The sequence below is a fragment of the Xanthomonas sp. NCPPB 1826 genome, from assembly GCF_056725285.1.
The window spans coordinates 802,151-817,645 of record NZ_CM161521.1 but is presented as its reverse complement, the minus strand read 5'-3'; the positions used below and the strand labels follow the sequence as shown (position 1 = coordinate 817,645).

Here is a 15,495-nt window from a genome sequence, read left to right as displayed (position 1 = left end):
CCTGTCGGGACGCTTCCCTTCTCCCACCGGGAGAAGGTGGCGCGAAGCGCCGCTCGTCCACTTCCACTTCGCGCGGCGACCAGGTGATTGAGCGGTGTGGGTGAGTCGGGTGCAGAGCTGCGGATCCGCGGCTTGGCTGCAGGGCCCTTGCCCGCTCACCATCGCAGGACACGCCGCAAGTACGTCCGTGTAGGCTCTTACGCGGCATCCATGCCGCGTAAGGTCCCGCGACGGTGAGCAGGCAAGGACCTGTCGGGATGGTCGGTGTGCACGGCAAGAGCAGTGCTTGCTACGCGTTGTTCGGATTGTCGTGCGGCCGAAAATCTTCCATCGCAAGCCGAGCAACAACCAGGTTTTCACTTGGCCGCCGACCAACTTTCTAATGCGGTGTCCTTGCAGGTTGCGGGACCCTTGGCGGTATGGATGCCGCCGAGGAGCCTCCACGGACGGTTTCACGGCGTGTCCCGCAAGCGGTAAGGGCACCGCGCACTCGACTCACTCGCCGTTACGCGTCAACGCTGCGAGTGTGGCGATACGTTGCCGCCATCGAGACAGCCTTAGAGCGGGGTTGCCCGCCACTCCTGGTCAGCTGCACCCAACGCAGTCACTGCACCACTCACCCAATCGCACACTGCTTCAACTGGCGGTCCGCGTACCACAGCGCGCGGCGGGCCAGATCGTAGGCGCTGTCGGCCTGGCGCGGCAGCATCTGTGCGGCCATCACCGGGTCGGCGCCGTTGTTCAAGGCATGCTCGGCACGCTCCAGATCGCCCAGGTGCGCGCGTACCGGCGACAACAGGGATTTGCGTTTGGACGCATCGCAACGCGCGCTGCGCTGCTCCAGCGCGGCCAGCGCCTCGCGGATGCGGCGGCTGGCTTCGCCCTTGAGATCGGGCGGCGTCTCGTGCGCGATCGGCGCGGCCTTGTAGGCATCGCCGGTCGCCTCGCTGCCCATCTCGGCCTGATTGCCCGCCAGCGCGGGGTTGAAGCGCACATCCGGCGGTGGTCGCGCCTTGGCCACCTGCGTCTGCGGCCCGTTGAGCATGTCGTTGAACTTCTTCATGCCGCGATTCATTTCCTGCATCGCCACATCGCCCAGCGTGCCGTCGCTCTTCCAGTCCTTGGCAAAGCGCGTGTCCTGGTACTGCACCGGATTGACCCGTTCCATCACGTTGCGCGCCTTGGCCTGCGCGCGTTCGTCGGCCATGCCCGGCGGCACCGCGGCGCCGGCCTGCGCCATCGGGTCGACCTGCGCATCGCGCGGCATGCGCAAGCGGCCTTCGCGGGTGTAGAGCTGGGCCGCCATCGATTCGCCAGCGGGCGCGTTGGCGGCCGCCACCTGCCGCTGCGGCGGCGGGGTGCGTGTCGGCGGTGGCGCACTGCGCGCGGATGAGGCCGCGGCCGGCGCCGCGCGCGGTGTGGAATCGCGCTGCTGCGGCGTTGTCACCGGCGCTGGCAGCGTCAACTGCGGCCGCGGCACGAAATACACCTGCAAACTGTCGTCGTGTCGCACCGTGTCGCGTGGCGGCGGCATATACAGCAACAGGCAGGCAAGAAAGAACAGGATGGCGCCCGTGCATGCGACAGCGGCGACATGCGGGACAAGCGTTTCCTTCCTGCGGGTAATCACAATGCGGGAGACCGATAAGATGAGAGATGCGCACGCCGCACCGTGAACCCGGTGCAGGACGCGCAAATCTAGCGGGCGTGGCGTTTGCGCGCGTTTGAAATTCGTTGTTTGGGCGGCAGGTGCCAGCCGCCATTCACATTAGCGAGCGCGGCGGCCGACTCTCCCTGCTCGCCGACGGGCACAGCCCTGCCCCGGCGGTATGGATCCTGCATGCTGTGCCGGCGGTCGTTCGCCCTACATCCGGTCGATGCGGCTGCCCAGGATGCGCACGTACCTCAGCCATCCTCCGGGCGGTACAGCCGCTGGCAGACCTCGCAGAAAAACGCCCGCCGCCCGGCCTTGCCCAGGTGCTTTCGATACTGCAGCGGCGCGCCGTCGCGCGGGCAGCTGGTTTTGGTATGCACCTGATAATGCTTCTTCAGCACGAAGGCCTTTTTCCAGGCGTAGAAGTCGAAGCTATAGTCGCGCGCCTGGGTGACCAGCTCGCCGAGCTTGCGCGCCGGCAATGCGCCCACCGTGCTTTCCGGATGCACACGGATGCGATGCAGCACTTCGTTCTTGATGATGTTGCCGACGCCGGCAAAGATGGTCTGGTCCAGCAATGCATCGGCGGCCAACATGCCGGGTGCGGCGCGCAACTTGCGCCGTGCCTGCGCGCCATCCCAGAGCGGGTTCATGACATCTGCGGTCCAGTCATAGACCTCGTCCAACGGGCGCTCGATGAACTGCACCGAGCAGGCGTAGAAATTCAACCGCTGGCCCTTTGAAAACTCCAGGCACAAACGCGGCACCGCATTCGGCTTGTCCTCGTCGATGCGATAACTGCCGAACAACAGAAAGTGGATGCGCACGCTGAACTGCGCGCACTCGATCAGGAAGTGCTTGCCCCAGCTGCGTAACGCCAGCACCTTTTGCTGCTCCAGCCGGGCGATGTCCTGCTTGCTGTTGCCGGACACGCGCAGGATCTTGCGGCCGACAAACGCTTCGGTCTGCTCGCGCAGGATGACAAGGGAAGGACCTTCTGGCATGCGCCCAGTATCGAAGTCGTCGGTGAGTCGGCCGTGAGCGCAGTGCACACGCAACGCTGACGCGCGCGCATGCATAGAGTGCTGCCCACCCGTCTTGCGTACACCTCATGCAGGCTCGTTCATCCATCGCCCTGCCGCGCGTGCGCTGTGGCTGCGCAGGCTGGTCGATTCCGGCCGCCGACCGCGCCGCATTCGGCGACGGTGACAGCGTCTTGCAGCGCTATGCCACACGTTTTGATGCGGTGGAAATCAACTCCTCGTTCCATCGTCCGCACCGTGCCAGTACCTACGCGCGCTGGGCCGACAGCGTGCCGGGAGATTTCCGCTTTTCGGTCAAGCTGCCGCGCAGCATCAGCCACGATGCACGCTTGCAGGGTGTGGGTCCGTTGCTGGATGCCTTCCTCGCCCAGGCCGGTGCGCTGGGTACGCGACTGGGCTGCCTGCTGCTGCAACTGCCGCCCAGCGCTGTGTTCGATGCGCCGGTGGCGGCCAGGTTTTTCGCCATGCTGCGGCGGCGCTGGGACGGCGGCGTGGTCTGCGAACCGCGCCATGCCAGCTGGTTTCTCCCGCAGGCACAGGCGCTGCTGGCGCGCCACCGCATCGCACGCTGCGCCGCCGATCCGGCGCCGGTGCCGGACGCCGCCACACCGGGTGCGACAGCCGGCCCGCAGTACTGGCGCTGGCATGGCGCACCGCGCATCTACTACAGCAGCTACGACGACAGTGCGCTGCAGACACTGGCCGACGCGGTGCGCAACGCAGCGCACCCGCAGGCAGAACGCTGGGTGATCTTCGACAACACCGCCGCCGGGCTGGCGGTGCCCAACGCGCTGCAGCTGCAGCGTTTGTTGCAGACCGGTCGGCCGCGCCGAGGCTGACGCATAAGGACAGCACGCCGCCTGGCTTTGTTCGGCGTGCCACCGGTGCGTCCACGCCGCTGCAATCGGTCAGGCGAGCAAGGCCGAGCTGCCGCCGGCCAGTCCCCGCGCGCGCCGGCCGCCGTGCACTGGCAGTGCCGTCCGCCCGTCGCTCGCCACGCTGCGCCCGCCGCGCACCGTGGCGCGCATCTTGCAGCGATGTCGGCAATCCGACGCGGTCCGCACGCGGCTCAAGCTGCCTCGATCCGGGCCGATAGGCCTGAATCGGCAACGCAACCCGCGCAACCACCTGCAGCACCGCGTCGGATCACCTTGCTGAATCCAGTCGTCTCCGTACGAAGCCTGTCGGCCTGCCGACACCGTCGTCCGGCCCCGCCCGCCACTTCGGTCGTTTACCATGCCGCACGTCACTGCCCGTTCTGGAGATGCCATGAGTTCTGCCGCGCCCCCGTGCTGCACGTCGCTGCTTGGCCTGTCGCTGAGCATGTTCGTGGCGCCCTGCACGCTGACCGCCGCGCCCATGGACACTCCGGTCGTCAACGCACCGGCGGCCACACCGCCCACGCCCGACCTGGCCTACCCGGAACTGTTCCAGGCGGTGCAGAGCGGCGAGCTGTTCGACGACCAGAAGCACTTCGTCGACTTCCTGCCGCTGCGCGACCCGGCGCTGATCAACGCCGACTATCTGGCGCAGCACGATCACCCCGGCTTTGACCTGCGCAAGTTCGTGGACGCCAATTTCGAAGAGTCGCCGCCGGTGCAGACCGACGCGATCCGCCAGGACACCGCGCTGCGCGAACACATCGACGAGCTGTGGCCCAAGCTGGTGCGCAGCCAGACCCACGTGCCGCCATACAGCAGCCTGCTGGCGCTGCCGCATCCATACGTGGTGCCGGGCGGGCGCTTCCGCGAGGTGTATTACTGGGATTCCTACTTCACCATGCTGGGCCTGGTGAAGAGCGGCGAGACCACGCTCAGCCGCCAGATGCTGGACAACTTCGCCTACCTGATCGACACCTACGGGCATATCCCCAACGGTAATCGCAGCTACTACCTGAGCCGCTCGCAGCCGCCGTTCTTCTCCTACATGGTGGAACTGCAGGCCGGCGTGGAAGGCGAAGCGGTTTACCAGCGCTACCTGCCGCAGCTGCAGAAGGAATACGCCTACTGGATGCAGGGCAGCGAAGACCTGCAGCCCGGCCAGGCCGCGCGCCATGTGGTGCGTCTGGCCGACGGCAGCCTGCTCAACCGCTACTGGGACGAGCGCGACACCCCGCGCCCGGAAGCCTGGCTGCACGACACCCGCACTGCCGCCGAGGCCGGCGACCGCCCGGCCGCCGAGGTCTACCGCGACCTGCGCGCCGGTGCCGAGAGCGGCTGGGACTACACCAGCCGCTGGCTGGCCGATGGACAGAACCTGCGCACCATCCGCACCACCGCCATCGTGCCGATCGACCTGAACAGCCTGCTGTATCACTTGGAGCGCACCCTGGCCCAGGCCTGTGCGCAGCCGGGTGCCGAGTGCACGCAGGACTATGCGGCGCTGGCACTGCGCCGCAAGCAGGCCATCGATGCGCACCTGTGGAACGCGGCCGGTTACTACGCCGACTACGACTGGCAGACCCGCAAGCTCAGCGACCAGGTCACCGCCGCGGCGCTGTATCCGCTGTTCACCGGCCTGGCAACCGACGCGCACGCCAAACGCACCGCCAGCACCGTGCGCGCGCGCCTGCTACGCCCCGGTGGCCTGGCCACCACCGCAGTGAAGACCGGCCAGCAGTGGGACGAGCCCAATGGCTGGGCACCGCTGCAATGGGTGGCGGTGGACGGCCTGCGCCGTTACGGCGAAGACGCGCTGGCGCGCACCATCGGCGAGCGTTTCCTCACCCAGGTGCAGGCGCTGTTCGCGCGCGAGCACAAGCTGGTCGAAAAGTACGGCCTGGAAGCCGACGCGGCCGGCGGTGGCGGTGGCGAATACGCCCTGCAGGACGGCTTCGGCTGGACCAACGGCGTCACCTTGATGCTGTTGAACCTGTATCCGGACACCGCGACCAAGCCGGCGCCGGCCAAACGCGTGCGCAAGCCCGAAGCGGCCACGCGCTGAGTGTGCGCCAGCGGCTGCCGGGCACTGCCCGGCAGCGCTTGCAGCCTCGCGGTTCTGGCAGTCGGCAACACCTGCGGATCGCTGCACCACACATCACCTGATCTCTGCGCCGGTGCAACGCGCAGCAGCGTGTTCGATTGGTTGCTGCTACTGCACCACCGGCCATGCGCTGCCGTCATAACCCAGCCGGTTGATGCCCAGGCGCGCGTCGCCGCGGTCGTCGTAGTAGTGGTAGACCAGGATGTCGCCGTCGCCATCGCGGAATACCGATTGCCCGCCCGGCCCATGCATGCCGCCCAACCCGGACTGGATCACCGTGCCGCCGCCGTTGCGCATGTCCACCCCGGCGCGATCCAGATACGGCCCGGTCACCGAGCGCGCACGCCCCACCGCAATCTTGTAGGTGCTGCTGGCGCCCTTGCAGCACGCATCGAACGACACGAACAGGTAGTACCAGCCATTGGCCTGCTGGATGAAAGGCGCCTCCACCGCGCCCGGGGACGGCCGGCTCGCCAGGCTGTAGCGCGTCGTGTTGCCGGACAGCTGCTTGCCGGTGCCCGGATCGAGCTGGATCAGCTTGATCCCCGACCAGAACGAGCCAAACGCCAACCACCATTTGCCATTGCCGTCCACCACCAGATTGCCGTCGATGGCGTTGTAGTCGTCGCTGCTCTTGGAGGTGTAGACGATGCCTTGATCCTTCCACGAGCCAGGCTTGCCGGTGCTGCTGCTGGCAAGCGCAATCGCCGAGGTATTGGTGGCGAACTTGGAGGCGGTGTAATACATCAGATACTTGCCGCCATGGAAGGACACATCCGGCGCCCATAGCTGGTTGTCCGGGTTGTAGCTGCGTACCCAGCTCGGCATGCTGCTGAAGATCGCGCCCGCATTGCTGAACTTGGTGCGGTCGGTACTGGTGACCACGCCGGTGGTGGCATAGATGTAGTAACGCCCATCGCTCAGCTTGAGCATCGACGGATCGTGCACGATGGTGTCGCCGCTCACCACACCCGGCCCCACTGCCGCTTGCGCGGGTGCGCTATACAAGCCAGTGGCAGCAGTGGCCAGCGCCAACAACGACGCGATCGCGCCACCACGCAGCGACATTCCAGACCAGCTACTTTCCATTCGACTGCCACCAACAACGCGCATCGCCCCACTCCTTGAACAACGTAACGACGTTTTCTGTAGGAGCAATCTAGCTCGGCTAGCAATGCTGCGAATCCGACGCCGATCTCAGAAGCACAGTGCAGGCGAGTTGGCACTGCGTTTTGCGACGCACCTTCGTAACGGAGCGTGCGATGCAGCCGAGTGCCGGGCGTGAGTCTGTGGATCGAATCTCGATCGCAGCGAGGTAATGCACAGGTGCCTGCACCCCGCATGCGTCACCGATACGCTATGTCATCATCAACGCAACGCTGTACGCGTCATTCCACCCGCACACGTAGATCCCGATTGGCGACGGCCTCATTGCCGCTGTAATCACGCGCGGTTATGCGGAGTACGTAGTCGCCCGGCGGCAGCGCACCGGCCTGCCACTGCCCATTGCCGATGCGACCATCGCGCACCATGTTGGTGACCAGATAGCGGAAGCGCGTCACCGCGCTGCCATGCACGGTGATGCCGCTGTCGGGCGCGTAAGCGGTGAGCACCGCAGCCGGATCGGCCGGCATGCGATCGAACACGATCGTCATGCGTGGCTCCGCTTCGCCGGCCAGCGGCACCCCTTGCGCATCCAGCACCTGATACCCCAGCGCATACAGCCCCAGGCGACGACGCGGCAGATTGCGATCCACCTGGTCCCAGGCCTCTACCACGATCTGCACCGCAGTCCCAAGCGGTACGTGCACCCTACCGCTGGTCATCGGCAGGGCTTGGCCAGTTGAGTCGAGCAGACTTACCCGGTCAATATGCGGCGCCACATGGTCGGCATAACCGACAAAGCCCAATTGCACCGCATTGCGTTCGAAGCCGTTGGCACCTGCGGTCAGATGCACATGCGCCATGCCATTGAGCGTACCCAGTGCATCTCCGGCACGGAAACGCGTGCCGCGCAGCACACGCATGCGATCGGGCTTGCCATCCACATCCGTCACCAAATGGAAGCGCTGCGGATCCAGCGGCGTCCCTTGTGCGGTGCGGCCCACGCGCATATGGGTGTAGCCGATCGTGTCCAGTGCCAACCACTCGCCCAATTGTCCCAACCCCCAGGTCGGGTACGGGCTGGAAACTTTGGCATCGGCAATGGCGTACACGGTTTGGCCGACATCGCCACGGATATCCAGGCCCGCATGCAGATGATCGCGGCTGAGACCCTGGTAGTTGCCACGCACCTCGCCAAGCGTGCCGACCACCTCATGCCACCCGGCCTGCGGCTGCAACGGCCAGCGACCCTGGGTGACGGGCAACGGCTGCGTGGCAGCCGGCCCGACTACGGGCGCGGCGTTCGCGTTCGCCGCAGTGGCCGGCACCAGCCGATGCACGCGTGCGCTGCCGGCATCGCTGACATACACCGCACCTTGCGCATCCACCGCGATCCCCGCCGGGCGCGACATGCGTTGCATCACGTCCTCGCCGCTCATTGTCACCACATGCCCGGCACGCGTCACCTGCAGCACGCGCCCGCTTGCATCGCCCACGTACAGCACGCCGTCGTGGGTGAGCGCAAGAGTCATCGGGCGATGCAACAGCGGGCTGAGGTCGGCAGGATCGCCACCGATCAAGGTGCTGACGCTGCCATCCGGTGCAATGCGGCGAATCGCGTCGTTACGCATGTCGGCCACCCACACCACACCGTGCGCATCCACCTTGAGGTCGGTCGGCGTATCGAAGCGCGCCTGATCGCCAACACCATCGGCCATGCCCGGCAAGGCGCCGCCGGCCAGGGTGCTTACCTGCCCATCTGGCGCGATCACCCGGATGCGATCGTTGTAGGTATCGGCGACATACACGCGCCCTTGCGTATCCACCGCCACGCCGATCGGGCCATTGAAGCGTGCCTGCGCAGCGGCACCGTCGCGAAAACCGGCACTGCCGTCGCCGGCCAGCGTGGTCACCATGCCTTGTGGCGTGCGTTTGCGGATCGCATGGTTTCCGGTGTCGGCGATGTAGAGATTGCCGGCCGTATCGAAGGCGATACCCGATGGCGTATTGAACTCCGCCGCCGCGTCAACGCCATCGCCGAATCCTTCCTGCCCACCGGCCACAGTCTGCACGCTGCCGTTGTCGAGCAGCCTGCGAATGCGGTTGTTGTCGCCGCCATCGGCGATGTACAGCGCGCCGTGCGGACCGATCGCCAGTCCGTAGGGATCGGCAAACCGTGCATCGGCAGCACGGCCATCCACTGCGCCACGCACACCGCTGCCGGCAACCCACTGCAACTGCGCCTTCCAGCCCAGCGGCGTCGCCGTGGGACCTTGTGCTTGCGGCAGCGCATCGGGTGCCGGCGCAGACCACCAGCTCGCCAGCAAGGCCGCCGCGCCTGCCAGAAGAACTGCGCAGATCCATAGCGCGTGTCGTTTTGTCATGCCGGTCGCGGGTGTCGGAGGACTCGCACTTTAAGCGCTTCTCGCCGGTTGCAGCGACTGGTGGCAGTGGTGCGTGAAGCACAAAACGCACTGCGCCACTACCGCAACGCCGGCACCCACTGCCCACGTGCGCTTGCGCGTGCTGCTGGCGCACAGGCCTGCCGCGTATCATGCGCACTCTTTCACCCTCCAGGACGGACCCATGGCCGTACGCACGCTCAACGAATTTCTCGCCCATTCCAAAGAAAAGGACGTCAGCCCCGATCCGTTCGAACTGGAAAACCCGCATCTGCTGGAAGTGCGCCTCGACGGCATGGTGTGGTCCAAGGCCGGCGCCATGGTCGCGCGCACCGGCAACGTCAAGTTCACCCGCGAGGGGCTGCTGGAGCAGGGCCTGGGCAATCTGCTGAAGAAGGCGGTCAGCGGCGAAGGCATGCAGCTGATGAAGGCCGAAGGCCAGGGCCGGGTGTATCTGGCCGACCTCGGCAAGCTGGTGACCTTGCTGCGTTTGAATGGCGAAGCGATCTTCGTCAACGGCAACGACGTGCTGGCGTTCGAATCCGGCGTCGAGCACAAGATCACGATGATGCGCAAGGTGGCCGGCATGCTGTCCGGCGGCCTGTTCAACGTGCGCCTGAGCGGCCACGGCATCGTGGCGATCACTTCGCACTACGAGCCGCTGACCCTGCCGGTCACCGCCGCCAGCGGCCCGGTGTTCACCGACCCCAATGCCACCGTGGCCTGGTCGGGCACGCTGTCCCCGGAGCTGGTCACCGACGTGTCGATCGGCACCCTGTTCGGCCGCGGCTCCGGCGAAAGCCTGCAGATGCGCTTTGCCGGCGAAGGCTGGGTGGTGGTGCAGCCGTACGAAGAAGCCAGCTTCCAGGCCAAGGGCTGATCGAGGCCGCCCGGCAGCAATCAACAATGCGCATCGCCTGGTTGCACGCTACGCAGCTGGGCAGTTTTCCAGTCACGGCGCAGTGCGCAGTGACAGCTGCGCATCCCAGCCCACCCTGTAGGAGCGCACCTGGGCGCGATATGGCCTTTCCGGTAACGCCGCATCGCGCCCTGGTGCGCTCCTACGGATTTCCTGCAGTCTGCCGCGCGCTGCACAGCTACCGGGCTGCCCCAGCTTGGCATTGCGTAGTCACGCAACCGTAGGCAACAGATGATTGCGCTGACGGCACCTCGTAGGAGCGCCCCTGGGCGCGAGGGCCTTCCCGGTAACCCCGCATCGCGCCCTGGTGCGCTCCTACGGGTTTCCTGCAGTCTGCCGCGCGCAGCACAGCTACTGTGCTGCCCTAGCCTGGCATTGCGTGGTCACGCAACCGTAGGCAACAGATGATTGCGTTGACGGCACCCCGTAGGAGCGCCCCTGGGCGCGAGGGCCTTCAGGGCCTTCCCGGTAACGCCATATCGCGCCCAGGGGCGCTCCTACGGGTTTCCGGCTCCAATGCATTAAACCCAGCCGCGTTTGCGGAACCATGCAAGCGGCACCAGCATGCTCAGCACGATCACGCCCAACGCCCAGTAATACGCGTCGTGCCACTTGAGCTCGGGCATGTAGGCGAAGTTCATGCCCCAGATGCCGACCAGCACGGTGGGCGGAATGCCGACCACCGAGGCCACCGCCATCACCTTCATCACGTTGTTCTGGTCCATGTTGATCATGCCCAGCACGCTGTCGAGCAGGAACTCGATGCGGTCGTCCATGTGCTGCTGGAACTCGCTCAAGGTGGTCAGGTCCTTGTGCAGCAAGCCGATGCGTTTGGCCGCATCGGCACCAAACCAGTCCGGCGCGGCGCCATCCAGATAGGTGACCAGGCGCAGCAGGCCTTGCCCGGCATTGTGCAGCCCGCCCAGACGCCGGCCCATGCCCCCGACCTGATGCAGCATGCGCTCCAGGTCCTTGGTTTTGTGCGGGTTGTCGAACACCTGCCGGGTGGTATCGGTGACCTCGGCTTCCAGCGATTCCAGCCGGTCTGCCAGGCGCCCCACCAACTGGTCGAAGATGCGCAACAGCAGGTCGTCGGCGCTATGGCAGGGCTCATGTGCAAGACGCGCGGCCACCGCATCCAGCGAGCCCATGTGCTGCTCGCGCAGGGTCACCAGCATGGTCGGCGACAGCGCAAAGCCCAGCGGCGCAGTCGGGCCATCGTCGTCCTGAAAGCGCGGCACGTTGAGAAACAGCACCTCGCCCTGGCGCCGCACCCGGCTGGAGAATTCGATCTCGCCGATGGCCGCGCGATCCGGCAGCGCAAAGCCCACCTTGTCTGCGGCCTGCGCCAGTTCCTGCGCGCTGGCCTGGCACAGGTCGACCCAGCAACCTTGCGTGTGCTGCGTTCCGGCAATCGGGTGCGTCGTGATCATGCGATGGGCCGTGGCAATGGATGGCGGCGAGCATCCCGTTCCACCCGAGCCGCGTCAACGTCGCGCGCAAAACGCGCTTAGCTGCCAGTGGCCTTTATCGCAGCGCCGTGCAGCCACAAACGCCAAGGCCCCGCGGTGCGGGGCCTTGATGAGGTCTTCGGTGGATGTCTTGGCTGGTACGCGCGCTCAGCCGCTGCGCGTCTGCTGCCGCTTCACCGCATAGCCGATCGCCAGGATCAGGAACCACACCGGGCTGGCCAGCAAGGCTTGGCGTGTGTCGGCCTGCAAGGTCAGCAGCACGATGACGAAGGCGAAGAATGCCAGGCACACGTAGCACATCAACACGCCACCGGGCATCTTGAACGCCGATGCCGCGTGCTGCTCGGGCCGCTTGCGCCGGTACGCGATGTAGGCGCACAGGATCAGCGACCACACGAACATGAAGAGCACCGCCGACAACGTGGTGACCAGCGTGAACGCAGTGACCAGGTTGGGGATCAGGTACACCAGCATCGCGCCCAGCAACAGGCATAGGCAGGAGAACAGCAGGCCACGTGCCGGCACCGCCGCACGCGAAAGCTTGGCAAAACCCTTGGGCGCGTGCTGCTCCTCGGCCAAGCCGTAGAGCATGCGGCTGGTGGAGAAGATGCCGCTGTTGGCCGACGAGGTGGCCGAAGTCAGCACCACGAAGTTGATCAGGCTCGCGGCCGCCGGCACGCCGGCCAGCACGAACAGCTCCACGAACGGGCTCTTGTCGGCCACCACCTGCCGCCACGGCGTCACCGCCATGATCGCGATCAGTGCCAGCACGTAGAAAATCAAAATGCGCACCGGGATCGAGTTGATCGCCTTGGGCAGGTTGCGGCGTGGGTCGGCAGTTTCTGCGGCGGTGGTGCCGACCAGCTCGATGCCGACGAAGGCGAACACCGCGATCTGGAACCCGGCAAAGAAGCCGCCAATGCCCATCGGGAACATGCCACCGTCGTTCCACAGGTTCGACAGCGAGGCCACATTGCCCGACGGCGAACGGAAGCCCCAGGCCACCAGCCCGGCGCCGGTGAGGATCAAGGCGCAGATGGCGATGATCTTGATCAGCGCGAACCAGAACTCCATCTCGCCGAACAACCTGACCGTCACCAGGTTCAGACTCAGCAGCAATAGCACGCAGAGGATGGCCGGGATCCACGGCGCCAATCCGGGGAACCAGAACTGCGCATAGGCGGCAATCGCGATGACGTCGGCGATCGCGGTGATGATCCAGCAGAACCAGTACGTCCACCCGCAGAAGAACCCGGCCCACGGCCCGAGCAGATCGGTGGAGAAGTCGATGAAGGACTTGTACTCCAGGTTGGACAGCAGCAGCTCGCCCATCGCGCGCATCACGAAGAACAGCATCGCGCCGATGATCAGATAGACGAACAGGATCGACGGGCCAGCCAGGCTGATCGTCTTGCCCGAGCCCATGAACAGCCCGGTGCCGATCGCGCCACCGATGGCGATCAGCTGCAGGTGGCGATTGGACAGGCTGCGTTGCAGATGATCGGGCGCGGACGGATCGGACATGGGGCACGGCACCGGCAAGTGAACAAGCCGTCAAAAATACGAGATCGCGGCAGCGCGCACCAGCGGTTTGCGCTGCGGCGCCGGGTAGGCCGCAGCGTGCGCCGGCGAAGGGTGGTCGGCTCGCCCCATCGTGGTGCGCTGCATATCTGCGCGTCCGCCGCTGCGTTCATCGGGGAACAGTAGCCATCGGGGATGCGCGCAATGCATCGCCGGAGCAGTCATCGCCCTGCCTGGCACTGCCGCGTTGCAACGCTGTCCACTCGCGCTGCGCACGCACATGTAATGCCAGGGCACGAGCACAGCCTTTCGACCACGTCCGCGCCATGCCTGCCGTTACGTCGGTCACCAGCGCAACGCAGCATCGTCACCGCTGGCCGGCGATGCATCAGCACATACCGCAGACAACGGCGGCGCGGCATCCCGCACAAACCGCGATCCCCATTCCAGTGCGGCCGCTTGCCTGCCGCAGCCCCCACACTCCTGCCCGCTTCCTTGACCCGGCGCACGGACCGCACACGACGATCGCTGGTCTCCTGCGCGGGCCATCCCTCAGGACACTCCCATGCGCTCTCATGCTCATCTGCTGCTTGGCCTGGCCTTGCTGACTCCCGTGACCGCACTGGCCGTGCAGGTCGACACACGCGGACACCTCACCGATGCGCGCGGCCAGGCGCTGCAGGTACGCGGCGTGACCTGGCCCGGCTTCGATCGCGCAGCGCTGGCGGCCACCGGACTGCGCAGCAATACGCTGCAGCAACTGCTGGATCAAATGCAGGCATCGGACATCAATACCGTGCGCGTGCCGATCTGCGCGGCAACCCTGCAAGCCAGACCGGTGGCCGCCGCCGAGGTGGCCGGCGACCCCGCGCTGGCTGGCCTCACGTCCCTGCAGCTGCTCGATGCCGTGGTGCGCGCCAGCACCCAACGCGGCATGCAGGTACTGCTCGCCTTTGCCGATGGCGGTTGCGACGATGCATCGCCGCAGCTGGGCACGCAGCACGACGCCTGGATGGAGGGCCTGGGCCTGCTCGCGCGCCGCTACGGCAGCACCGCGGGCGTGCTCGGGATCGACCTGGGCAGCAGCGGCTATCGCAATGCCAACTGGGCGGGCATTGCGGCAGACGCCGACTGGAACCGCATCGCCGCGCGTGCAGCGGCCGCAGTGCTGAAGCAGGCACCGGCCTGGGTGATCGGTGTGGAAGGCGTGGGCAACGACGCGCTCTGCAGCGATTCCGCACGCAAGGCCGCCGGCAGCAATCTGCAACCGCTCGCCTGCGTGCCGCTGCGCATTCCGCCCGCACATCTGCTGCTGATGCCGAAGCTGGCCGGGCCGGATCGCGACGCGGCGGACGCGTTTGCAGCGGCCGACTTTCCGCGCAGCCTGCCGGCGAGCTGGCAGCGCGATTTCGGACAATTCTCGGCCGATCACGCGGTGCTGCCGGTCAGCCTGGGCGGCGGCCTGGGCGATGGCGATCCACGCGACCGGGCATGGCAACACGCATTGAGCGGGTATCTGAGCAACACCGGCATGCGCAGCGCCGTGCTCGGCAGCTGGGAGGTGGGCAATGCCAACAACGGTGGCCTGCTCGCCAGTGATGGCAGCCCGCGTGCGGACAAGCTGCAGGTCCTGCATCAGGCCTGGGGGCTGACGAGCGCCAGCGCCGCCACGCCATCGGCAAAGACAGCCGCTGCCGCGGACGCCAGCAAGGCCACCGGCTGGAACAGCACCTTCACCGGCACCGCGACCTACACCGGCTCCGGCTATTCCGGCGGGGCGGTGCTGCTGGACCCGATTCCGAGCAATGCCTTCATCACCGCGCTCAACCCGATCCAGATGAACTTCGGCGGGGTCAGGGCCGCACTGGCCGGCGCCTACCTGGAAGTGACCGGGCCCAAGGGCAAGACCGTCGTCTACGTCACCGACCTGTACCCGGAGGGCGCATCGGGCGGCCTGGATCTATCGCCCAACGCGTTCGCGGCCATCGGCGACACCGTGCAAGGGCGCATCCCGATCAGCTGGAAGATCGTGCGCGCGCCGACCACCGGCAACGTGCAATACCGCATCAAGGAAGGCAGCTCGCGCTGGTGGGCCGCGATCCAGGTGCGCAATCACGCCTACCCGGTGGTCAAGTTCGAAGTGAAACAAGGTAGCAGCTGGAAGAGCCTGCAAAAGATGGATTACAACCACTTCCTCGGCGAACAGCTCGGCAACCAGCCCTTGTCCATTCGGATCACCGATATCCGCGGCAAGGCCATCCTGGACACGATCCCCGCGCTGCCCGAAGACGGCAACAAGCCGGTGTACTTCGAACCCGGGCATGTGCAGTTCCCTTGACGAGGGCATCGCGCCCTCGACCATCCGACCTGGGAACATCCAGACGATGCTGAAGAATCT

The 15,495-nt window shown here is 66.3% G+C and carries 10 protein-coding genes; 4 read left to right on the top strand and 6 right to left on the bottom strand.

Annotated elements, in window-relative coordinates:
- Positions 1-616: 616 nt before the first annotated feature.
- Both AC1PLA_RS03550 and AC1PLA_RS03545 read right to left on the bottom strand, forming a co-directional pair.
- A complete protein-coding gene (locus AC1PLA_RS03550) occupies positions 617-1,630 on the bottom strand; it encodes a hypothetical protein (RefSeq protein ID WP_481105599.1) in 1,014 nt (337 codons plus the stop codon).
- Positions 1,631-1,905: 275 nt separating this feature from the next.
- Positions 1,906-2,658: a DNA-formamidopyrimidine glycosylase family protein gene (locus AC1PLA_RS03545; RefSeq protein ID WP_481105598.1), complete on the bottom strand. Its 753-nt coding sequence runs from the start codon at positions 2,656-2,658 to the stop codon at positions 1,906-1,908.
- A gap of 107 nt (positions 2,659-2,765) precedes the next feature.
- On the opposite strand from AC1PLA_RS03545, the gene AC1PLA_RS03540 reads away from it, so the two are divergent.
- A complete protein-coding gene (locus AC1PLA_RS03540) occupies positions 2,766-3,536 on the top strand; it encodes a DUF72 domain-containing protein (RefSeq protein ID WP_481105597.1) in 771 nt (256 codons plus the stop codon).
- Between the two features lie 430 nt (positions 3,537-3,966).
- Positions 3,967-5,640, top strand: coding sequence for an alpha,alpha-trehalase TreA (treA, locus tag AC1PLA_RS03535; protein ID WP_166772657.1), 1,674 nt, complete (start codon positions 3,967-3,969; stop codon positions 5,638-5,640).
- A 147-nt stretch (positions 5,641-5,787) separates the two neighbouring features.
- Here the strand turns inward: treA and AC1PLA_RS03530 are convergent, their stop codons facing one another.
- Both AC1PLA_RS03530 and AC1PLA_RS03525 read right to left on the bottom strand, forming a co-directional pair.
- Entirely contained in the window at positions 5,788-6,747 is a 960-nt protein-coding gene (locus AC1PLA_RS03530) for an arabinan endo-1,5-alpha-L-arabinosidase (protein WP_166772658.1), read from the bottom strand.
- A gap of 320 nt (positions 6,748-7,067) precedes the next feature.
- On the bottom strand, positions 7,068-9,167 hold the full coding sequence (locus AC1PLA_RS03525) for an NHL repeat-containing protein (protein WP_166772659.1): 2,100 nt from the start codon (positions 9,165-9,167) through the stop codon (positions 7,068-7,070).
- Positions 9,168-9,369: 202 nt separating this feature from the next.
- On the opposite strand from AC1PLA_RS03525, the gene AC1PLA_RS03520 reads away from it, so the two are divergent.
- Positions 9,370-10,065 (top strand): AIM24 family protein, encoded by a 696-nt coding sequence (locus AC1PLA_RS03520; RefSeq protein WP_039523320.1) that lies wholly within the window; start codon positions 9,370-9,372, stop codon positions 10,063-10,065.
- A 560-nt stretch (positions 10,066-10,625) separates the two neighbouring features.
- Here AC1PLA_RS03520 and AC1PLA_RS03515 read toward each other — a convergent pair.
- Positions 10,626-11,537: a CorA family divalent cation transporter gene (locus AC1PLA_RS03515; protein WP_039523317.1), complete on the bottom strand. Its 912-nt coding sequence runs from the start codon at positions 11,535-11,537 to the stop codon at positions 10,626-10,628.
- A gap of 186 nt (positions 11,538-11,723) precedes the next feature.
- On the bottom strand, positions 11,724-13,100 hold the full coding sequence (cycA, locus tag AC1PLA_RS03510) for a D-serine/D-alanine/glycine transporter (RefSeq protein ID WP_039523314.1): 1,377 nt from the start codon (positions 13,098-13,100) through the stop codon (positions 11,724-11,726).
- Between the two features lie 562 nt (positions 13,101-13,662).
- Between cycA and AC1PLA_RS03505 the strand changes: the two genes are divergently transcribed.
- A complete protein-coding gene (locus tag AC1PLA_RS03505) occupies positions 13,663-15,435 on the top strand; it encodes an expansin EXLX1 family cellulose-binding protein (protein ID WP_166772660.1) in 1,773 nt (590 codons plus the stop codon).
- Positions 15,436-15,495: the final 60 nt, after the last annotated feature.